This is a genomic window from Marinobacter sp. L-80, from assembly GCF_056859395.1.
In genome coordinates this window covers 16,928-38,158 of sequence record NZ_JBSXOI010000047.1, presented here as the reverse complement: position 1 = coordinate 38,158, position 21,231 = coordinate 16,928, and the positions used below count along the sequence as shown (strand labels likewise).

At 58.3% G+C, this 21,231-nt stretch carries 15 protein-coding genes; 2 read left to right on the top strand and 13 right to left on the bottom strand.

Annotation, left to right across the window (positions count from 1 at the left end; genetic code table 11):
• Positions 1–2: 2 nt before the first annotated feature.
• The 7 genes from AC13E3_RS04915 to cysP form a co-directional block, all read right to left on the bottom strand.
• Positions 3–722, bottom strand: coding sequence for a ZIP family metal transporter (locus AC13E3_RS04915; RefSeq protein ID WP_062784806.1), 720 nt, complete (start codon positions 720–722; stop codon positions 3–5).
• A gap of 35 nt (positions 723–757) precedes the next feature.
• Entirely contained in the window at positions 758–1,624 is an 867-nt protein-coding gene (locus tag AC13E3_RS04910) for a universal stress protein (RefSeq protein WP_405419219.1), read from the bottom strand.
• Positions 1,617–4,016 carry a Lon protease family protein gene (locus AC13E3_RS04905; protein WP_405419216.1) on the bottom strand — a complete coding sequence of 800 codons (2,400 nt, stop codon included), beginning with the start codon at positions 4,014–4,016 and terminating at the stop codon, positions 1,617–1,619. The genes AC13E3_RS04910 and AC13E3_RS04905 overlap by 8 nt, the downstream gene beginning before the upstream one ends.
• 130 nt (positions 4,017–4,146) lie before the next feature.
• Positions 4,147–5,238, bottom strand: a complete 1,092-nt coding sequence (locus AC13E3_RS04900) for a sulfate/molybdate ABC transporter ATP-binding protein (RefSeq protein WP_405419213.1) — start codon at positions 5,236–5,238, stop codon at positions 4,147–4,149.
• 9 nt (positions 5,239–5,247) lie between these two features.
• Positions 5,248–6,078 (bottom strand): sulfate ABC transporter permease subunit CysW, encoded by an 831-nt coding sequence (cysW, locus tag AC13E3_RS04895; RefSeq protein WP_053114946.1) that lies wholly within the window; start codon positions 6,076–6,078, stop codon positions 5,248–5,250.
• 3 nt (positions 6,079–6,081) lie between these two features.
• A complete protein-coding gene (cysT, locus tag AC13E3_RS04890) occupies positions 6,082–6,954 on the bottom strand; it encodes a sulfate/thiosulfate ABC transporter permease CysT (RefSeq protein ID WP_008172088.1) in 873 nt (290 codons plus the stop codon).
• A gap of 18 nt (positions 6,955–6,972) precedes the next feature.
• Entirely contained in the window at positions 6,973–8,007 is a 1,035-nt protein-coding gene (gene cysP, locus AC13E3_RS04885; protein WP_008172090.1) for a thiosulfate ABC transporter substrate-binding protein CysP, read from the bottom strand.
• Between the two features lie 256 nt (positions 8,008–8,263).
• On the opposite strand from cysP, the gene AC13E3_RS04880 reads away from it, so the two are divergent.
• Both AC13E3_RS04880 and AC13E3_RS04875 read left to right on the top strand, forming a co-directional pair.
• The gene (locus AC13E3_RS04880) at positions 8,264–9,748 is read left to right on the top strand and encodes a glutamate-cysteine ligase family protein (RefSeq protein WP_405419208.1); all 1,485 of its coding nucleotides are present in this window, start codon (positions 8,264–8,266) and stop codon (positions 9,746–9,748) included.
• A complete protein-coding gene (locus tag AC13E3_RS04875; protein ID WP_405419206.1) occupies positions 9,745–10,785 on the top strand; it encodes a M14 family metallopeptidase in 1,041 nt (346 codons plus the stop codon). The genes AC13E3_RS04880 and AC13E3_RS04875 overlap by 4 nt, the downstream gene beginning before the upstream one ends.
• Before the next feature lie 80 nt (positions 10,786–10,865).
• On the opposite strand, the gene AC13E3_RS04870 is transcribed toward AC13E3_RS04875, so the two are convergent.
• The 6 genes from AC13E3_RS04870 to AC13E3_RS04845 are packed head-to-tail and all read right to left on the bottom strand — an operon-like array spanning position 10,866 to position 21,230.
• The gene (locus AC13E3_RS04870; protein WP_008172093.1) at positions 10,866–11,276 is read right to left on the bottom strand and encodes a hypothetical protein; all 411 of its coding nucleotides are present in this window, start codon (positions 11,274–11,276) and stop codon (positions 10,866–10,868) included.
• A gap of 45 nt (positions 11,277–11,321) precedes the next feature.
• Positions 11,322–12,551: a hypothetical protein gene (locus AC13E3_RS04865; protein ID WP_008172094.1), complete on the bottom strand. Its 1,230-nt coding sequence runs from the start codon at positions 12,549–12,551 to the stop codon at positions 11,322–11,324.
• Positions 12,548–12,862: a hypothetical protein gene (locus AC13E3_RS04860; protein WP_008172095.1), complete on the bottom strand. Its 315-nt coding sequence runs from the start codon at positions 12,860–12,862 to the stop codon at positions 12,548–12,550. The genes AC13E3_RS04865 and AC13E3_RS04860 overlap by 4 nt, the downstream gene beginning before the upstream one ends.
• Complete coding sequence (locus AC13E3_RS04855; RefSeq protein WP_338355072.1) at positions 12,863–13,579, bottom strand: sulfite exporter TauE/SafE family protein; 717 nt, start codon at positions 13,577–13,579, stop codon at positions 12,863–12,865.
• A gap of 14 nt (positions 13,580–13,593) precedes the next feature.
• Positions 13,594–17,439 carry a hypothetical protein gene (locus AC13E3_RS04850; RefSeq protein WP_405419201.1) on the bottom strand — a complete coding sequence of 1,282 codons (3,846 nt, stop codon included), beginning with the start codon at positions 17,437–17,439 and terminating at the stop codon, positions 13,594–13,596.
• Complete coding sequence (locus tag AC13E3_RS04845) at positions 17,436–21,230, bottom strand: hypothetical protein (protein WP_482901780.1); 3,795 nt, start codon at positions 21,228–21,230, stop codon at positions 17,436–17,438. Before AC13E3_RS04845 ends, AC13E3_RS04850 begins: the two co-directional genes overlap by 4 nt.
• Position 21,231: the final 1 nt, after the last annotated feature.

The window sequence follows — 21,231 nt, the reverse complement described above, 5'->3', positions numbered from 1 at the left end:
GCCTAGATCACCAGGTCATGACTGAACAGGGTAATACAGAACCCAAGGACCGCTCCCAGAGGTGGCCCCCAATGCCGGTCAAGCCTCGACTGAGGAGCGATGTCCTGGAAAATCAGGTACAGAATACCCCCGGAAGCCATCAGCATCAGTGAGCCCAGTAATACGGGGCGCTCCGACAAGAAGAAATAGCCAAACAGGCCGGCCACCGGACCTGTGATCACCAGGCTACTCATAAAGACCAGCGTCTTTCGTGAGCTATGGCCTTTCAGGTAAAGCAACTCCCGATAGGCGTTGAACCCTTCCGGCAAGTTCTGCAAGGCAATGAGTAACGCCATGAGCAGCGCAATCTCGGTGTTCACCACGGCGAGCCCGCCCAGCGCGGCAGCTTCCGGAATAAAATCCAGCATCACGCCCAGGAGCTGCGGAGATTCACGGCGTTTCAAACCGAGAACCCGCTCTATCAGGAAGAATATGAGCCCGCCCGCAAGAATAGCCGGAATCGCAAGAAGGGATCCTCCCATGCTGGATCGGCCTTCCGGAATAAAAACCACAGCGACCGCGCCAAGCAGGATGCCGCCACCGAGCGCGATCACGAAATGGCGAAACTCCTGCTCCAGCCAATTGGGTCGGATCCGTTCAAAGCTGGCGAGCAGTCCGCCCAGTGGAATGCAGGCGCCGGCAAGGACGGTCAGTCCAACAATGGAGAGAACATCTATAAACATCAGCTAATAAAGACCTATGGAGCAACCGATGGGATTCAGGGCGTGACCGTGACGGGAAGGTTCAGGGCCACCAACAATCGCTCTGCGCCGGGCTCCTGGAGCAGTGTGCATTCCCGGCTTAGCACCAGCTCTACCGCCCTTTCCTGTCGTAGAATTCCGGCCACAACAGCCGGATCCGTTGATGGCAGAGACCTTACACGAAGCTCCGATTCCTGAATACCCAGGTCCTGCGCGACGCCTTTAAGATCGTCGGCTGAGACCGTCGAGTCAGCGCCCAACAGTAGTGTCACGGGCCGGTGGGAATGACGAACCACCTCAGCGGTTGCCTGGACAGCGCGGCCGTTAGCGCCATGATGGTCATTGAGAAACACCACAACCCTGCCCAAAGGTTCGGCCCGACTTTCACGCCAGAGCAAGACCCTTCCCCGGGAACGACGAACCAGCCCTTTTGCCGTCGAGCCCAAGCGCGCACCGGGCTCGGAGGACCAACCAACGCGGCCCAGCACCAGAAGATCCTGAGGGCCGGCGAGCGCCAGCACCTCATCAATCACATGGCCCCGGGCGACACTCAGGGATTGCCTGCCACCGTATGACGCGACGGCACCGGCAAGAGCACGGCGGGCTTCGCTCGCCAACCTTTGCATGCGCTGTTCAACGTCGCCAGCAGCCAGGGGGCGGCTGATACCGGACGAACCGCCCACTTCGCGGGCAAAACCATAGCCGGCGCTTCGCAGCTGATTCAGCTCCTCAACAAACACACCGAGCACATCGGCACCGGTATTCGCGGCAATCCCGACCGCAGCCTGCAAGGCGGCGTAACTCATCCTGGAACCATCGAGAAGTACCAGTACACGACCGGTTGTGGTGCCGGGATCAGCCTGGTCTGCTGGACTATCAGTCACGATCCTTGCCTCCGCTGCTGTTCGCTTCTCCGTTCTCGTCCCGTTTCTTGCTGGCCTCCGCGAACTTCTCCAGGCGTTCGGCAACCCGGTGATTGAAGCTGTTCTCGGGGAACTCGCCATTACTATCCGGTTCTCCGGGCTCAAGACCGGTTAGCAGCTCAATTGCCTCATTGATGCCTGAAATCGGATAGATCCGGAACCGGTCTTCAGCGATCGCCTTCCTTACATCGGCTCTCAGCATCAAATGTTCAACATTGCTTGCGGGCAGCAGAACGCCCTGCCCGCGGACATCGCCGGCCCCCTTGCAGACATCGAAAAAGCCTTCGATCTTCTCGTTCACGCCACCCACAGCCTGAACTTCACCATGCTGGTTCATGGACCCTGTCACCGCGAAGGATTGTTTGAGTGGGACTCGGGAAATGGCAGACAGCAACACACAGGTTTCTGCCACCGAAGCGGAATCGCCCTCGACACCACCGTAGGATTGCTCGAAGGCCAGGCTCGCCGAAAGCGACAGTTCACCATCGCCTGCATACCGGCTCGCCAGGAATCGGGACAATATCATCACGGCCTTACTATGAATGGGGCCGCCGAGTTTGGCCTCCCGCTCGATATCCACCACCTGCCCCTTACCGGGACGGGCCGTGGCGGTAATCCGGGTAGGCTGCCCGAACATCGACGCCCCAAGTCTGAGCACCGAAAGGCCATTTACCTGAGCCACCTCCTCGCCGGTGGTGGCTATCATCACCACACCCCGGCTGATTTGCTCGCGACTTCGTTCCCGGACCCGGCTGGCCCGGTATTCCCGTTCATCAATGGCCTGCTGGAGATGGCTGGCTTCAACCGTATCGGCCCCGGCCTGTCCCGCCCAGTGGTCTGCCTCGCTCAGAATGTCGCGGAGCACCCGGTCGTGGGCGGTCAGTTTGCGCTGGTCTGCTGCCAGCCGGCTGGCATGTTCAATCAGCCGGGCCACGGCGCTTCGCTCCAGCGGTCGCATTTTCAGGCCCCGGGCCATGGTGGCGATCATGCGCGCGTAGAGTTCGTAGCATTCTTCATTGCGGTCCAGGTCGTCCTCGAAATCCGCTTCTACTTTGAACAGGTCCAGAAAGTCCGGATCATAGTGGGACAGCAGGTAATAGAGCATCCGGTCCCCGAGCAGAACCACCTTGACCGACACCGGAATAGGCTCCGGCTGCAGGCTGACGGTACTCACCAACCCGTAAAGCCGCTCCAGTGACTCGATTCGAAACTCACCGGAGGACAGGATCCGCTTCAGGCTTTCCCACGCCATCGGCTGTGTCAGTACCCTGCGCGCATCAATGATCAGATAGCCGCCACTGGCCCGGTGCATGGAACCGCCACGAATCAGCGTGAAATCGGTATAGAGATTACCCTGCCGGGCCCGATGTTCAATCTGCCCCGCCAGATGCTGATGGTTCGGCAGGTCCTCGTAGATAACGGGCGCTCCGGCCGTCTCGGCATTATCGACCAGCAAATTGACCTTGTACCTTGCCAACAGGCCCGCCGGAGGCCCGTTATCGGTATCCTGAAAAGCCTCGGCGTGCTCGACCACATCCTCACGAACGGCATCCAGGTACTCGGCGATATCCTGCAGGTGGGACCATTTTTCCCTCAACTCCCCAATCGGGCCGCCCAGGGTCAGCTGCACCATTTCTTCATTCAGGGCATGGACTCTTTCCCTGACCTCCTTCCGCATCCTGGGTATCTGCTGGATGGTTTGCTGAAGCTTTTTCTGAAGCTCCTCAACCTTGGATTCGACCAGCGCTTTCTCCTCGTCCGAGAAGTTCTTGTATTCCTCCGGGTCGATCACCTCGCCCTTGCGCATCGGGGCAAAGGTAAAGCCGGCCGGCGTGGTGATCATGGCAATGTTGTTCCGGTTCGCCTCTTCCTGGATATCAAACAGGCCCTGATGCTGACGCTTGGCCATTTCTTCCTGGAGTTCCTGCAACCTGGCCTGGTATTCCTCGCTTTCGAAGGCAGCAGGGATTGCTGTTCGGAGCTCCTCTGCCAGTTCATTCATGTGTTTCTTGAATTGCCGCCCTTCACCGGCCGGCAGTCGAATGGCGCGTGGCCGCTCTGAAAACTGGAAGTTGTAGACATGGCACCAATCCGGCGGGACCGGCTGGCTTGCCGCATGCAGGCAAAGAAAGCGTTCGACCAGCTCGTGCTTGCCGGCACCGGAGGGTCCGAGAACAAAGAGATTGAAACCGTCTGCCTGAATACCGGCACCAAATTCCAGCGCCCGCAGTACCCGGTCCTGACCATACGGACGCTCAAGATCCTGCAGGTCTTCGGTAGTGATGAAATCCAGCTTGTCTTCGGGGCAACCGTGGTAGACCTGGTTTTCCGTTAACGGGGCGGGTAGTGGCATTACATCCTCCTGATGGTTCCCACCCGAAAGTGGGATACGCCGATTACGTCGAACGAGTAATCCGGGGGCAACGGCCCCTCATCAGGAAACTATAGATGATGGCTGGCGCCCTGCTCCAACGATCAGGGCACTAACGCCACTCGAGGGTCTTGGGCTCCACCGCATGTTCGCAGAACAGATGCCCCACATCCGGCACGGCGAAGCAGCGGTCACCCCGCTGGGGCTGACGGGCGTTAAACTCGGTATGGCTGATGCCAACCTCCCAGAGCTCCTCGCACTCCCAGCCATCGGGCTTGAGTTCGATGCGAACTTCCGCACCGATCAGGTTGATTGCCTCGATCCGGAAAGGCAGATGGGCCTCGTCACTGGCAGACTGGGTGAGGCGCACTTCGTGGGGCCTCAGGTAGAGCTGCGCGTCATCGTTTTCACAGCCTTCGGGCAGTCGAATCCAGGCGTCACCCTGGCGCATGACACCATCGCGGATCTTGCCAGACAGCACATTAACCTGCCCCAGAAACTCGAATACAAACCGGCTGTCCGGGCGACCATAAAGCTCCAGGGGTGTATCAACCTGCTCAATCCGGCCATTGCTCATCACAACCACCTGATCGGAGAGCTCCAGGGCCTCCTCCTGATCGTGGGTCACGAACACACTGGTGAAATGCAGCTCATCGTGGAGGCTGCGCAGCCAGCGGCGAAGGTCTTTTCGCACCTTGGCATCAAGCGCCCCGAAGGGCTCATCCAGCAGAAGAATCTCCGGGCGCATGGCCATGGCCCGCGCCAGGGCGATGCGTTGCTTCTGCCCACCTGAAAGCTGCGCGGGGTAACGGTCGGCCAGGTGTTCCAGCTGAACCATTTCCAGCAGGTCTTTTACCCGCTTGCGGATCTCGGGCTTGCCGGGGCGCTCCTTGCGCGGAAGCACATTGAGGCCAAAGGCCACGTTCTCGGCCACTGTCATGTGACGAAACAACGCATAGTGCTGGAACACAAACCCCACACGCCGGTCCCGCACATGCAGATCGGTCACATCCTTGCCGCTGAACCGGATTCTGCCCTCTTCGGGAGTTTCCAGGCCGGCAATGATCCGCAGCAGCGTGGTCTTGCCCGAACCGGAAGGGCCCAGCAACGCCGTGAGCTGGCCATCCGGAATGGTCAGATTGATGTCATGCAGGGCCTGGAACTTGTCGAAAAACTTGTTGATACCCTGTATCTCGATGCTCATTGGAAACCCTTAGTTACGACTCTGACGCCATTCAACGATGGCCTTGACGACAAGCGTGATCAGCGCAATGCCTGCAAGCAGCGAAGAAGCTGCAAAGGCGCCCACGGTGTTGTAATCCTGGTAAAGCAGCTCTACCTGCAACGGCAGCGTATTGGTCTCGCCCCGGATGTTGCCCGAGACCACCGACACGGCACCGAACTCGCCTACAGCCCGGGCGTTGGTGAGGATCACGCCGTAAAGTAGCGCCCAGCGGATATTCGGCAGGGTCACCCGCCGGAACAGCTGCCAGCCGGACGCGCCCAGCACCACGCCGGCCTCTTCCTCTTCCCGACCCTGTTGCTGCATCAGCGGGATCAGTTCTCTGGCCACGAACGGACAGGTCACAAACACGGTGACCATCACGATGCCGGGCCAGGAGAACATCAGTTGAATGTCGTATTCACCGAGCCACTGCCCCACCCAGCCATTGCTGCCGTAGAGCAGCAGGAAAAGCAGGCCGGCAACCACAGGCGAAACGGCGAACGGGATATCAATCAATGTGGTGAGCAACTTGCGCCCGGGGAACCGGAAGCGGGTCACAAGCCAGGCCAGAAACACGCCGAACACCATATTCAACGGGACCGTGAGCAGCGCAACCACGAGCGTCAGGCCAATGGCATGAAGCGTGTACTCGTTGAGAATATTGCTGACGTAACCGGCCCAGCCCTCGGCAAACGCTTGCACAAAAATCAGCACCAGGGGCATGAACAGCAGAAGCACCGTCAGGCCGACGGCGATTCCGATCAGAGTGCGACGAACCAGAGGGCTGTCGCCAACGCGGCGATGTTTACGCGCAGCCATACCCTAACCTCCGTGCAGGCGCTTGAGATAGCGCCCCTGCCAGACGTTGATCGCCAGGAGCAGCAACAGCGATACCGTCATCACCACTGCGGCAATGGCACTGGCCGCCGGAAAATCGTATTCCTCCAGGCGAACAAAGATCATCAGACTGATCACTTCACTGATGTAGGGTGAGTTGCCGGCAATAAAGATAACCGCGCCGTACTCACCCAGGCTTCGGGCAAACGAAAGCGCACCACCGGTCACCACAGCCGGCCAGAGTGTCGGGAACAGGATTTTCCGAAAGACCGTCATGTCCGAAGCACCCAGGCTCATGGCGGCTTCTTCATCCTCCGGCGCCATTTCCTCCAGTACCGGCTGAACCGTGCGCACCACAAACGGTACACTGGTGAAGGCCATCGCCACCACAATACCCAGCGGTGTGAATGCCACTTCAATACCCAGATCGGCGAGATACTGCCCATACCAGCCGTTCTCGGCAAACAAGGTTGCTAGTGTGATGCCGGCCACGGCGGTTGGCAGCGCGAAAGGCAGATCCATGATCGCATCCAGCAGCCGCTTGCCGGGAAACTCGTAACGCACCAGCACCCAGGCCATCAGCAGGCCGAACACGCAGTTGAATAGAGACGCTGCCAGGGCTGCCAGCGCGGTGACTTTATAGGACGCAACCACCCGCGGATCGGTGATCACAAACCAGAACTGCTCCCACCCCATGCCGGCGGCACGGATAAACAGGCCGCTGATGGGCAGAAGCAGCACCAGGCTGATAAAGAAAAGCGAAATGCCGAGGCTCAGTCCGAACCCCGGCAAAACGCGTTTGGTGGCGGGAGCGCTCAGCCGCTTTGACGGGCGCTCCGAAACGTCAGTGGTGGCCATGAATCAGCTGCGCATCCCTTAGCGGCGACGCTGCAACTGGTCCAGTTTGCCGCCACTGGCAAAGTGGGTCTCCATGGCATTTTCCCAGCTGCCGGCGATGTCCTGAATCGGCATCAGCTTCAGTTCGGGGAACTTGTCAGCCACTTCCGCTTTCACGGTTTCGTTGTGCACCCGGTAGTTGAATCCAGCCAGCATGCGCTGGGCTTCTTCGGAGTACAGATGCTTCAAGTAGGCCTGAGCCAGTTCTTCGGTGCCCTTCTTCTCGATGTTCTTGTCGATCCAGGTCACCGGGAACTCGGCCAGGAAACTCACTCTCGGGACCACAACCTGGAAATTCTTGTCCGGGTTCAGGGCCGGAATGTTGTTCACTTCGGATTCGAAGGTCAGCAGCACATCACCCAGGCCCCGTTCCACAAACGTGGTGGTGGCACCACGACCGCCGGAGTCGAATACCTTAACCTGGCCCAGCAGGTCGCTGAGGAAAGCATCAATCTTCTCCTGGTCGTCACCGAACTTGTCCTGGGCAAAACCCAGCGCCGCCAGGTAGGTGTAGCGGCCGTTACCGGAGGTTTTCGGGTTCGGCATGATCAGTTCGACATCTTCGCGGATCAGATCATCCCAGTTCTGGATATTCTTGGGGTTACCCTCGCGCACCAGGAACGCCATGGTGGAATAGTACGGAGAGCTGTTATTTGGCAGGCGTGATGCCCAGTCCTCGGGAATCAGGTTGCCGCGCTCGGCCAGAATGTTTACGTCGGTGACCTGGTTGTAGGTAACCACATCCGCACCCAGCCCCTGCAGGATGGCGCGCGCTTGCTTGGAAGAGCCAGCGTGTGACTGCTGGATATCGACGGTTTCGCCGGTTTTTTCTTTCCAATAGTCCTGGAAAAGAACGTTGTATTCGGCAAACAGCTCGCGGGCAATGTCGTAGGATGAGTTCAGAAGCTCACGCTCCTGGGCAGAAGCCGGCCCTGTTAGCGAGAACGCCAGTGCCAGCGCACTGAACCACAGGCCCTTACGGGCTTTGGAACCGGAAAAAATCGAATTCGGCATAGTCGGCAGAGCTCCCAGTTAACTCGGAATCTTTATATACGCCAGAGGAATAGGTCGGCGTTTTCTTAGAACGCAAAGATAAAGTAGTCACCTAGGAACAACAATACTCCACCTAGATGATTTATAACTCCTTTAATAACTTTGAGCTATATAAATCACCATTGAAAACCCTACCGATGATTTAGCGTCGCTGAGGTGGTGTACAGCGCATCTTCCACTACTATCAAGGTAAGTCAGCGCTAGAGAAGACGTTGCCGTGGGACTGTCGATCAAGACAACAGAGTTTGCGCCGGAAGAGTTTGAACGTTTTGCCGCCAAGGTCAGGACGGATCTCAAGGCACTTACTCGTCTTCTGAACAGGCCCGGCTTTGGCGAAGGCGCAAGCTCCATCGGAGCCGAGGTAGAGTTCTACATCGTAAACCCGGCCCTGCGCGTTCAACCTATCAACACCGAAATCGCCGCCCGCGTTCAGGACCCTCAACTGACGGTTGAGCTTAACCGCTTCAATCTCGAATACAATCTCAGCCCCCAGGCTTTCAAGGGCTCTCCCTTCGCCAGAACAGAGCAGGAGTTGCTCTCTGCGATCCAACGGATCAACCAGCACGCCGCATCACTGGATGGAGAACTGGTGCCGATCGGCATTCTGCCCACGCTTCGCCAGTCTGATATGGGTGCGAAGGCAATGACAGACGAGCCCCGCTATCATGCGTTATCCAAAGCGCTGATCCAGCAACGGGGAGAGCCATTCAGCATCCATATTGGTGGTAACGACGTTATCAATCTGGAAGCTGACGACGTCTATATGGAAGGAGCAAACACGTCCTTCCAGCTTCACTGGCGGGTGCCCGCACACCGTTTTGCCGATTACTTCAATGCGGTCCAACTGGTCACGCCGGTTGTCCTCGCTCTGGCCAGCAATTCACCCAGCCTGTTCGGCCACCACCTGTGGGACGAAACCCGCATTGCCCTGTTCAAGCAATCCATCGACAGCCGATCGCCCAACCATAAAACCTGGCGCCATCCGCCACGGGTATACTACGGCAATGGCTGGACACGCAGCGCCTGGGAACTCTTTGCCGCCTCGGCATCGCTCTATCCGCCCATCATTCCACTGATGTCGGAGGAAGACCCGATGGCGGTGATTGATCGCGGTGATGTGCCGAAACTGGCTGAACTGCGACTGCATCAGGGAACCACCTGGCCCTGGAACCGTGCCATCTACGACCATACCGAAGGCGGCCACCTGCGCATCGAGATTCGCTCAATGCCCGCAGGCCCTACGGCTGCTGATATGTGTGCGAACGGGCTGTTCATAATTGGCGCTGCGCTGGCAGTCCTTGATGATATTCATCATCTGACGTCGATACTTCCCTTCCATTACACGGAACACAACTTCTACCGCGCCGCGAAATATGGCGTTGGCGCAGAAATCATATGGCCACACAAGAATCAGGTTCAGTTGCAGGATACGCCCCTGTTAAACGTGGCCCGGGATCTGCTACCCCGCGCCCGGGACGCACTGGCACAAACAGCCGTGGACGAGTCAGAAATTCACCGCTTGCTGGGAATTATCGAAGGCCGCATTGAAACCGCCATGTCGGGTGCCCGGTGGCAACGCCATATCACCGAATCCCTGCTCGAATCCCTGAGCCCCGATGAGGCCTTCCAGACCATGCTCTCCCTGTACATGGCCAACCAGAAGACAAATACGCCGCTCCATGAATGGACATTGTCGCCGTGAGTAACTCGAACGTCCTCGATTATTTGAATGATCCCTCGCCCCGGACCCTGGGCCGCTCCGCCCTTGAGTGGCTGAACCAACTACAAAAGCCCACGATTATTCGTGTTGCCGGTCGTGATCGCTCCCGGACCCGAGCCATGGCAACGCTGCTTCACGGCAATGAGCCTTCAGGTCTGTTTGCCCTTCACAGGTGGCTACTTGAGCAGCATACCCCCGATGTCAACATGCTGTTTCTGCTGGGAGGCGTCTACCCGGCGAAGATCCCACCCATGCTCTCACTGCGCCAGTTGTCGGAAGGACGTGATCTGAACCGGTGTTTCAAAGAGCCGTTTGAGGGAGAAGAAGGTGCGATCGCAAAGGCCATGCTGGCAGAGTTGCACAAAGTGAAACCAGAGTGCCTGCTGGACGTACACAACACCTCAGGCACGGGCCCCTCCTTCGCGGTGACCATCACCAATGATGCGGCCCACCAGGCGTTGACCTCTCTGTTCACAGACCGCCTCATAATGACAGATCTTCGCCTCGGCGCCCTGATGGAATACTCCGAGCAGGAAGTCCCAACGGTAACCATCGAATGTGGTGGGTCCCAAGATGATCAGGCCCATCAATTGGCGTATGAGGGCCTCGTGCGGTATGCCTCAAGGCCAGACGTGTTATCACTCGAAAAGGCGGAGTGGGACGTGGAGGTACTAAGAAATCCGATTCGGGTGGAGCTGGTTCCGGAAGCAACCATAGAATATCTTCCTGAACCCTCCGGCCGGGCTGACCTCACTTTACCACCAGACATCGAACACCGAAATTTCGGGATCGTATCGCCAAATGAGCCGCTGGGATGGATTGGAAAAAAAGGCCTCAGCGTACTCAACGCCATCGGCCATAACCGGACCGAGAACATGGGGCAGGTTTTTCAGGTCAGAGAGGGGCAAATCTTCCCCGCGCAGGCCATCAAAGCCTTTATGATCACCACCAATCCGGTGATTGCGAAGAGTGATTGCCTCTTCTACGCGGTCAAGGCGACTGGTGAGCCCATTTTCTGACAAGAAACAATAAGGCAAGCGACCCTTTCGTCCCTCCAATATGGCATGGACTCGCCCATTAAGCACAAACCGTTCGTTATCTATGGCTGATACGTCTTTATCCTGTGACAATTTCGAACATCAAAGTGAAGCCACGATACGTTTAACTCAACGCTTCCAATCATCTCAAAATCAGGGTCTGTTGAATGGCTCAAAATGTCCTGGCGTACTTCTTCAGCGGCTCGTTCAGCAAAGAGACAGTCTGCCGCACGACCGAAAGTATGTTGGCTGTAGCGTGAGTAAAATGGGCTGTCTTTGGTACGCAGCCCGCTCCACTCTCTTTCTTTGCCCCAGTAGTAGTTGTTAACCGTCATGGGGCCGTATCTCCGCCTCAGACGGTCAAGGGTTATAAGGAGCCGTTCGTCCAACAGTTCCCAGGCTTTCTCTCCCCATTCTTGGAAGACCTTGGGTGGCACCAACTCGTGAATAGCAAAATACTCGCAGCGATACATGGCATTGCTCCTCCCACAAAAATAACGTTCAGGCAGCCAATGGTTTTATGGCTTGAATGTAAGAACCTGCGGAACAATATTTGCCCTTCCCGCACCTCCCTGAAGAGTAAAGGCGGACGCCATCCAGTAGGTTTTACGGCGTGGGTCTGGCTGGATATCGAGGTAGTCTCCCCATGCTCGAGCGTGGGGCTGGTGGCTAGAGGCATCGCCCAGGGCCATCTGCCAGTTTGGCAAAGCATTCGACTCTCTGTCATCCAGCCACCCGACCCCCAGCGTTGGGTGGCGGCCTCCGGCACCGCACACCGCGACTATGCCCACATCGCCCCGTTGGTTCGGGCAAACTGACGGATAAGCCCAGGCCCGGTCCGAATTCCACAGATCGGGCTCATCAATCAGCTCATTCGAACTCTTCCTGATTCTCACCACGCGTACGAAGGGAAAAGGGTGCTGAACATCCGCCGAGGCCACCCAGACGAAACCAAGAACACCGCCTGACTCCCACGCTCCGAGAACGCGATCATCCATGCGATTCATCCATTGACTTGTCGCATCATCAGGTTTTGCGTAAGGGCCGTCGCGCCAATGCCTCACAGCGACGGAAACTTGCGAGACATCCTCTTCGTCGTCAGGCCATCGGAACACCTCGATAGATGGCTGAAAATAGCTCAGGCTGGCAAAGATCGCCGTACTTCCCATGCCACGACAAAAACGGAGAGATCCGAATTCTTCCGTTGACCAGGCTTCCCGGGAGATCGCTTCACGCGCCTTCAATTGATCCAGGGACAGTCGTAACACCACCGCTCTTTGCCAGCGGTCTGTGGTTGTGCTGAAAACGTTGAACGACAGCAAGAGGTGGTTATCTGATTCGGCCAGATCGGGGTAATCCAGCCAGGTCCCCGACCACTGTTCGTCAATGTCCGTCGGAGTTGTATCCCACCAGGTCCATGTACCAGGCGCGCCGGATGAACTGACAGCGACACGGATCAGGTTTCCTTGGGTGGTCTTGGAAAACTGCAGAAGCCAGATCCAGAGCCGTCTGGCAGAGCAGTAGTGAATGAGCTGATCGCAACAGAATCCAGCGCCTGCGGGAGGCAATTCCGTGTAGGGGTCTACAAACACCCAGTTGTCGCCACCGTCGGTGGTTCGGGAACAGAACCAGTTGCCCGTGACGATAATGCGTTTGCCGGAGCATGCAAGAGCAGGTTCCAGGATTGTAGCTGCCTGTCCCCCGGTGTCGCCACTGTTCAACCGCTTGGTATCGACGATAGCTGTCATGGCTTTTTGCCTTTCCGGCCTTTTGAACCCTCGTCGATGACGGCCTCAGGCAGTGCCGATGTTTGCTCACCCGGTCCTCCCTCGGCTTCCGGCTCCGGCTGGCTTTCCGATGACGGACGAGAGATTTTGCCGGGCCCCGGCGCCTTTCGACGCGGCGAAATGTTTTGATCTTTCTGATCGAAATCAGGTTTTTCTGCCGGTTGTCCGGAGGCCACCTTTTCGGCTGCGTCTCGTGCAGGTTGCTTTTCAGGTGCCTGGTCAGTCAAGGAATGGTGTTTTCCCACTCCCTTCTTCTCTTTTGGGTCCGCCATTTATGTCACCAGTCGCAAGATATAGCCGCCCATTACGGTCCAGAACAGAACGCTATACCAGCGTTCTCCCAGTTTCCTGTTGATGGTTCTTCCCAGCAAGGTACAACCCGCCATAACAGGGACCAGAGTACCTGCCAGAACCAGATGCTCGATTTGCAGCAAGCCGGACTGACTGAACACCACGGCCTTGGTCGTGTCGCCGACCAGGGACACCAGAGAGGCGGCGCCCACAAAGTAAAAACGCTCAAGCTGCAGGCTGCGAAGTGCAACGCCCTTCAGCGGCCCCGAAGTACCTGAAATACCTGAGGTAGCGCCAGAACAGAACGCTAGCCCAACCCCCCAGGCTTTTTTCGCGCGATGATAGGGCGAAAACTCCCACACGAGGGTGACAACAATCACCAGCGCAACGGCATACCGAATCCATAGCTCTGGCAGTTTGAGCATCAGAGTCGCGCCCAGTGCGGTGCCCAGCAGAACTGCGATGATGACGGCGCCGGAGGCCCTCCAGGGCAGGGTTTTCCGGTAAACCGTCACCTTCGCAACGTTGTTGCAGGCCAACAACAAAGCAGCCACGGCGATCCCCTCTTTGGTACCGATGGCCATCATCATGGCGGGCACCAGAATCAGGGAACCGCCGAGGCCCGCTGCAGCGGAGACAATAAACGACGCCGGGATGGCCAGGGCCAGAAGGATCAGAGATATCGCATCAAGTTCCATCGGTGCGTCCTTGCTTAAGGGAAAAGTTGATTGCCGGGTCGAGGCCAGACGCTGACAACCCGGGCCGCAGCATGGGGCCAGTTGCGCACCAGATTTTCCACGGAGGTAACCGGACCCGTTGGTACTGCCGAAAAGACATCGTTTGTTGAGCCGACAACAGCCAGGAGCAGTATCCGATGACCGGTCGAAACGCCGGAAAGGTCCACGTTGATTGACACGGCTCGTGGCATTCGAGCAGCCAGGTCAACCGACAAACGGTTCAATGGCGTGCCGTCAGCCGCCAGCGCCACGTTCCATCCCGGAGGTGTTGGCTGCGGCGCTCCGCCGGTCAGGCTGCGGACAAAGGGCACGAGGTTTGTGCAATCGGTTCCCAGCAATGTGTTTTGAGAGGCTCCGGAACGCCATAACAGCACCACAAACGCTCCGTTTGCTGCCACCGGCCGGGTGTCTCGATGGTGCAGCAACACATCAACGGTGCTTCGCTCGCGGTATACCTGCCAGACTGAGTTCCTGACTCGCCGGGGTACCACTGTTTCCATCAGGTCAATCTCCGAACCGGGTAACGCTGGTACGGCTGCGTTTTGCCAGGGTGCCCTGTAAACACCCGGCGAGCCGTTCTCGTCAAGTGCGTTGGCCATGACGTCAGCCCACAAGGCTGCATCTATTCGTCTTGCGCCCGGGTTTGCGATGCCTCTCAAGCGGCGGTGGCGCTCAACGAGATCACCCATTTGATCACTCCACTCACCATTTGGGATGACGCTGGGGTAAATCCACCGGAAGGCGGTCTGGAACGTCCAGAGTTGGTAGCGCAGGTTTCCGTTCCAGATGTTGGTTCCCCGGAACGATGGCGTTGTCCCTACTGGGGCCTCGGGCCGCACGACGATATCCGGACTTGAGAAGAAAGGCTCTGCCGCTGCCCCGGGACGAAGATGCGGATTTTGCATGGGGGTCGGGAACATGCGACGGTCATCCCTCGGGTGCACGCGCACATAGGTTCGGGCGGGCTCAGCTGCAGCGAGATTGACCTCCCAAACGCCCCGGGACTGCAAGGTGGCCCTCATCAACCGGGGTGACGTGCCCGCGCCGGACGGATCTTGCCAGATGTGAAGGTCCTGCACGACCGCTTCCGGCAGACCGTTCACGAACAGCTGCCACGGTCCGTGGGCGTTACCCGCAATTCTGGTTGCCGTCCACACCGCAGTCGAAGTTCCAACGTACACGGTATTGGGATTCGCCGGGTCAACCGTAACCGAATACGCCGGGTCGATCGGACTGGTTGCGAGAGGGGGCATGGGTGGCAGGGCCTGACCCAGGCCTGTCAGCCGACAACCGCCAGCAGCGTCATCGTAATAAAAACAGGAGTCTGCAGCAGCGGTTGGCGAAACGGCCGCCACCGCTGCGGATGTTGGCGTAGCTGGAACCGCCGGTGTCCAGGTATTGGTCTGGCCGGTTGTCACGAGATAGAAATCGCTGGTTCCCGGAACTGGAGCAATATCTGTGAAAAACGTAGCCTGCGGTGTTACCAGTGGCGCAGCCGGCGCCGCAACGCCCGGGCCGATCAACGCGGTTGACGTCCAACGCCCCGCATTACCGGGATCCTCGCTGTAACGGATAACCCCCTGATTAAATAAGGCCAACAGGGTGCGCTCATCGACCCATTTCACCGTGACCACCGGCCCAAAACCTGCTGGCGGTACCCCAAAGGCCATGTTGGCTGCAGTGCTCGGGGTTCGGTTGCCCGGACGGCCATCCCGCCACTGCACAAAGGTGCCAGCGGCGGTTATGGGTAATACTCTCCACGTGTTCGGGTTGCTGGTACCCAGATTGTCGGTCACCCAAACCCTGTTGGTCCCCAGCGCTACCCTTCCCAGGTTCCCTGCCGCACGTCGAACAGTATCGATACCCGAATAGAAGTTACTGGCATTGGACTCCGGATCGTTGTTGATCAGATTACACGGCGCTCGGTATCGGCCCGCCGGGTCACAGGCCCAATCCGCATTGGCAAATTGCCCCATCACGTAGTGGGACTGAACCGGGTGAAACGTTACCCCACCACCGTCGCCCTGCATCGACGTCTTCATCTCCCAGACGGTGCTTCCCACCCGGACCTGTCGGCCATTGTCCTGACAACCGAGCATCGAAAAATGGCTGGAGGTGGGATGACTGGCACTGAAGATAGATTCGATGGACGCAAGACCCACGTTTCGGCTGCTGAAGGTATTGGTTTGGCCATCGCGCAGGGAAACGAACACGCCGCCATCGCAACCCACCCAGATTTGCCGGGATCCATCTGCATTGGTGGCTTTCCTGAGAGAATGAACGTCCGGGTGAACTGCATCGCCGATCAGACCAGGCTGTGTGGCTCCTGAGTTCGTGCCGACTGGCTGATCGGAAACGCCCGGAGACGGTACGAGGTTGTTGCCATTCACGTCGAAAGCCCAAATGGACGCGTTCCAGTTATTGACCTGAATGAGCGACCCGCCGATATAGACCCGGTCTGTCCGTACCGGCGGTGGAACCAGAGCCGTATTCCGGGTCGTAACGACGATGGCCTGATCATAGTCACGCTGCCCGGGCCAGAGATTGGCGGCGGATGGAATGTTATTCAATGGGTTGGCAATGGGCGCAGCATCACCCGGATTTGCTATTTGCCAGATATGGGGCACAGGATTCCCACCGGCGGGATTAGTGGTCACCTCACCGAGAATATACAAAGCGGTGTTGTCATCATTCACCGCCATGCTCATTCTTCCATCCAACCTTCCCGTGGCCGGGACAGTCGGTGCCGGAAGAAAGTTCTGCGTAATCCAGTTGAAGGTGTTGCCGTGATCGTCTGAGAACGCAATGCCTGAGCTTCGAAAACACACAAACAGACGATTTCCGACATAACACAAATCGGTCGGCGCACGATTGACCGGGGCCATGGCGGCCCCGTTTGCGGGCGGCGATGGCGCGGGGGCAGGCAACGGCAGGGCTGACCAGGTAAACGAGAGGTTACCGCCAACCATGGATCGAGTGCCCAGATAAAGTCCGCCGCCCTGGATGTTCCAGCCAAGATCCCGACCACCTGAAGTGGCTGCGATCACACGATCTCCGGCAGCTCCGGGTGCGGAGCCGGGAACGCGTACCATGCGTGTTATCGACACGCCCTCCAGAGCGGCAATGCCCGTCGCAGTTTCCCAGGGGTCCGAACTGACCGCACCGGCGGCGGGTCCTGATGCGGCGAGAATGCCAACCCCGCGAATTGCATCAGCGCCATCAACACCCTGCATCGCGTCGAATTCACCGGTACCCACCATCACAAAATCAGCACCGGCGTTGGCACCGAAGTTCACCAGTAAACACCCACAGGCGAATGCGCTGGTGTTGCCACCGAACCGCCTGGGCTCGTTGGCCCAGCCCCCCAGGGGTTCCCAGGTAGCGCCACCGTCGCCGGTATACCAGACGCCACCTTTGGCCGTGCCTGCGTAGGCGCGTTGGCCATCAGGGCTTACGGCCAGATCACGAACCCGGCCAGACACTCGCGGCCTACCCTCAGCCTGCCCCTGACGAACCACCGAGGGCCCGATCGGCACCCACCGATTGGTATTGTTGGCGGGAAACGCCATGGGGGCGGGCCCCAGGCCAGCCGAAGAACGGGCAGACGTTCGGGCCGGAGGTTCGCCGAATGGACCAATACCCTCGCGCTCCATTAACGCCTTCATGGAGGCCGCCAACGCCTGTTTGTCGGGTGAACCCGAAATTGATGTTAAGAAGCTATCCCTCGCGACCGCGTTTTTTCGCTTCTCGGCTTTCCTCTTGCGGCGCCGTGCAAGCGCTCGTTCCTGAGCGAGAGTAGGATCAACCGGTACATCACTCATGACTGATCCTCCTCAATGATCCGAATCCAGCCCTCCTGGAATTCGTGAGGCGTTCTTGGCAGAAGTGCTGACTGCGTCGCGGCAACGATGGGGTCGTCTCGCCAGGTCAAGGGGCCGGTCCGACGGGTGAACTGTTGCTTCTCGCCCAGAAGATTGACCTTGGGTAACCGAATCTCTTCAGGATCAACAAGCACCGGACCTACCCGAACAGAGGGGATAACCCGCTTAAGGCCATCATTGATCCAGGCGTCATTAAGAGCCAATGACTTCCTCGGCAGAACGCCGGAGGTAAGGTGTACCTTGCCAGCAGGCAGCATCAACATCGTCAGCGTATGGCAGGTACCGGGCCGGACGTAGAAAAGATCCTCGTCAACCAGATAAGGATGGTCCAGTGGCTGGACATCCGGAACATGAACCTTGCCCAGCAAACCCAACTGCCCTCGCCGACGACCGCTCTCCCGAGCCAGCGCACCGATGGACTTGTCGACGAGATGGAACTGGTCGTAGTTGTCATCAATAAAATATCCGAGCAGTGAATCGTCGCTGCGCTGGAGATCGCCCAGCCGTACCGGAAACGCCTGATCCCGGAGCGCCTCGAACGCGGCCTTGCGGGTATTCGCCGTTTCAATTGAATCCACTCGCACATCGTCAAGATCGTCGGGCACATCCAATCTCAGTGTCGCCTTGACCACAGCGATGGGACGCCCCACCAGGCCGGCAATAGATGATGACCCCAAGGTACTGAAGGTATCCACTGTCCAGAGTGTGGTGTCGATTGCCCTCAGTAAACCTGCCAGAGAGCTTTCGGTAGTCGGTAGCTCCCCCTTCCGATGCTGCACATCCGTTCTGATCACCCCGGAAACAAGATTGCCCACGGGCGTTGCATCGGGCGGCAGATCGGCCATAGGCCCAGCGCCCGGGGGCAAGGGCCTCCCCGGAGCTGGCTCCCAGCGGACCGCTCCGGTCAGCTCATGATGACTGATCTGGCCCAATGGATTACCCCTCTTATCGAAAGCTTCGAGAGATTCATCAATGTGGTCAGGTAACAGAAAGCCGGCAACAGGGTTAACCGCCAGGGTTGGCTCCAATTGATTCACAAAGGCTTCAGGAGCCAGTGCCGGGTCGCCCTGGTAGGCCGGATCGACCAACCGAAAAAGCCAGCGCCCGCCCCCCTGGATGCGCAGTGGCATCTTCATGGCAGAGGTATCATCTGGAATTTCCAGGGGTGTGGTGGTTTGAATGTCCGTGGTAGGCACATCAAGGACACGGCCAAATGCATCAACCAATCGAAGCGCCTTAAAGGAGATGGTTCCCCCGAACAAGGTCAAAGGATCGGCAATAACCTCCGGTCGGTCATCGGCGCCAGGCGTGGAGAAGAACCCGCCCAGATAGTTCAGACCCAGGAGTTGTTCCCTGACACCATCCAAAGAGGCCGACGCCAGATCCTGGGGTTTGATGAAATCCGCCAGGGTATTCAATGTGTTTTCCTGCGATGCCGTCAGCGTATCGCCGGTGGCGTCCCTCTCCTGCTCCGCCGCAATCCAGCGACTGATACCTGCCTGAAGAGCCGTCCCCAGGCCCCGATGCAGCGGGCTACGCCCGGTAATCTCAACCATCTGGACATCATTGGCGTCGGTTTTTCGAACCATCTCCAGTTCATCGAGCTCCCAATCAGTCAAAGAAGTCGAGCCCTCCAATTCAATCCGCCATTCCAGCCAAAGCGGCACCCAGGGCTGTCGCCAGGCGGTAACCCCCAGTGGGCTCGGGCTCAGCCCCTCAAGGTAAGAGGCAACAGCCAGCTCAGCCGTGATTTGCTTTTTCAGGGACGTCTCCCGGAAAGAGAATTGCTGCCAGGTTTCCTTTCCCGGCGCTTGCGGATCCGCAAGGCTGCCAGACAAGGTGTACGCCCCGCTGCCGTCGTAGCGACCATCTGCGGAGTAGAGCCGGAGCATCTCTCCTTCAATGCGGCTCTGATACTTCGGGCGAACCTCGTCCTTGTCGGTGGCAGCGTTGGCCAGCCAGCGGCTGCAGTAGGGATTCAGAACCAGAGCTTCACGTACGATGGTCAACACTTCGGGCGGGATTGCGCCCGATCCCAGCGTGGGCACCAGGTCTTTCGCCTTGACCACGCCTTTGATGCCTTTCACCGCCTCATTGGGGTAACGGCACCGTAAACGGCCATTATCATCGTGGAGCCCGTCATAATGATGGCGCAGGCTTGGCTTGGCACCTTTTATGGCCAGCGACGGGGGCTGGGGCATGAAAAGACGGGGTGCGGGTCGTTCAACGGTGCGCCGGTCTTTGAGCGCACCCCGAATCGCATCGGATTTGAGCTCGATTGGTGGAGCTTTGGGCGCTTGCATTTCCTCGCTGAAGACAACTTTGTCACGCCAACGAGGCAGCGGCGACACCCGTTCGGCGGTGCTCTCCTTGCTCATCCTGGCTCGCCCTTTTCGCCCGACCGAAGTTGCGTTAACCGACGCGGAGTCCTCAACGCGCAGATGATCGAGTTTGGCTGCAGGCAAGGGTTTGCCCGGACGAGAGCTGAACATGTCGTCGTGCTCTCGCTCGGCAATATCCCGCAGGCCGTCCTGAGTGCCCATACGGTCCATCAAATCGCTGGTGAAGGCAGCGGCCAGCATTTCAGCGGCACGCCTCTGGGAAACGCTATCGCCAATGGCATCTGCGCCGAGCGCGGTAACCAGATCATCCGTATCAAACCCGGCCGCGACCGACAGCGCCTCTGAGGATGGTCGCTCGTCAATGACAGGCATGTTCTCTCCGATGGGGACGCCTGAAATCATGCCGTGAAAAAGCGACATGAAGGTGGGAGATTTCTGGGCAATAAACAACTTGGAGGCTTTATCAACCGGCAGGCCCATTTCCGGAGTCATGTCGGCGTATGTGAAAGATTCAACGCGGCCTTTTGCCACAAAACTGGTTGGAGTTGCCTCAGCTGGCTGCTTCATCTCCCCTTTCGATAACAGACGTTCCAACACGGCCAGATCCGGTTCGTTGCTGGGCGGCTCGGCTTCCGGATCCAGATACCATCCAAGGTCGGCCATCACATCCAGCAAGTCTTTTTTGCTAACCACCGCCAGCGGATCTTTGTCCATGTCCGTATACCAGCCCGCAACGGTGTAGGTACCGGCATCTTTCTCAAAACCGTCTTTCGCGGTCTTTCGAAGTTCTGGCAGATCTTCCAGGGCATCATGGAAAGCGAAACGATTGGCACTGGCATGATAAGACGCGGTCCAGAGGGGCGATCCGCCTACGGTCCCGTCCAGAGGTTCATAGGTAGGCTGTTCCGAGGTACCGAAATTCGATCCGTTAAAGGAGCCCAGAGGCCGAATGCTCGCGGTTTTTGCATCGATCACCCAGCCTCTTATCATGGGCCGTTTAATCCCGACGGGGAAAAGCGCTCGCACCACAACCCAGTGGTTGGGAAGCTCTGTCATTTCCAGCTCGCCGCCTGCAGCTGATTCGCCCCCCCTCAGGAGCGCATCGGGAAGTGCCCAGTGCAGGTGAACACCATTTTCCGGCACCTGCCCTTCAGCAAAAGGCGCAGGGTCGCCAGGCCCACCGGTCACGGACACCAACGGCTCCGGGTTGGATTCTTTTGCAACATAGGCCTGAACATCGATGGGAACCAGGATGCGTTTGTTCCGCCGCAAATCCGGGTCCCAGGTATTGACGGCGGCCAGGTCAGTATCCGCTCGAACCAGCCAGGCCCATCGTTCGTCATAGACCGCTTTCGTGAGGGTCTTTTTCTTCAACAGGTGTTTGAACATA

What these genes read in the sequence shown, in the direction of transcription:
- AC13E3_RS04915 (WP_062784806.1), bottom strand. Translation starts at nt 722, where the DNA reads ATGTTTATAGATGTTCTCTCCATTGTTGGACTGACCGTCCTTGCCGGC.
- AC13E3_RS04905 (WP_405419216.1), bottom strand. Translation starts at nt 4,016, where the DNA reads ATGCCACTACCCGCCCCGTTAACGGAAAACCAGGTCTACCACGGTTGC.
- AC13E3_RS04900 (WP_405419213.1), bottom strand. Translation starts at nt 5,238, where the DNA reads ATGAGCATCGAGATACAGGGTATCAACAAGTTTTTCGACAAGTTCCAG.
- cysW (WP_053114946.1), bottom strand. Translation starts at nt 6,078, where the DNA reads ATGGCTGCGCGTAAACATCGCCGCGTTGGCGACAGCCCTCTGGTTCGT.
- cysT (WP_008172088.1), bottom strand. Translation starts at nt 6,954, where the DNA reads ATGGCCACCACTGACGTTTCGGAGCGCCCGTCAAAGCGGCTGAGCGCT.
- cysP (WP_008172090.1), bottom strand. Translation starts at nt 8,007, where the DNA reads ATGCCGAATTCGATTTTTTCCGGTTCCAAAGCCCGTAAGGGCCTGTGG.
- AC13E3_RS04870 (WP_008172093.1), bottom strand. Translation starts at nt 11,276, where the DNA reads ATGTATCGCTGCGAGTATTTTGCTATTCACGAGTTGGTGCCACCCAAG.
- AC13E3_RS04865 (WP_008172094.1), bottom strand. Translation starts at nt 12,551, where the DNA reads ATGACAGCTATCGTCGATACCAAGCGGTTGAACAGTGGCGACACCGGG.
- AC13E3_RS04860 (WP_008172095.1), bottom strand. Translation starts at nt 12,862, where the DNA reads ATGGCGGACCCAAAAGAGAAGAAGGGAGTGGGAAAACACCATTCCTTG.
- AC13E3_RS04855 (WP_338355072.1), bottom strand. Translation starts at nt 13,579, where the DNA reads ATGGAACTTGATGCGATATCTCTGATCCTTCTGGCCCTGGCCATCCCG.
- AC13E3_RS04850 (WP_405419201.1), bottom strand. Translation starts at nt 17,439, where the DNA reads ATGAGTGATGTACCGGTTGATCCTACTCTCGCTCAGGAACGAGCGCTT.
- AC13E3_RS04845 (WP_482901780.1), bottom strand. Translation starts at nt 21,230, where the DNA reads ATGTTCAAACACCTGTTGAAGAAAAAGACCCTCACGAAAGCGGTCTAT.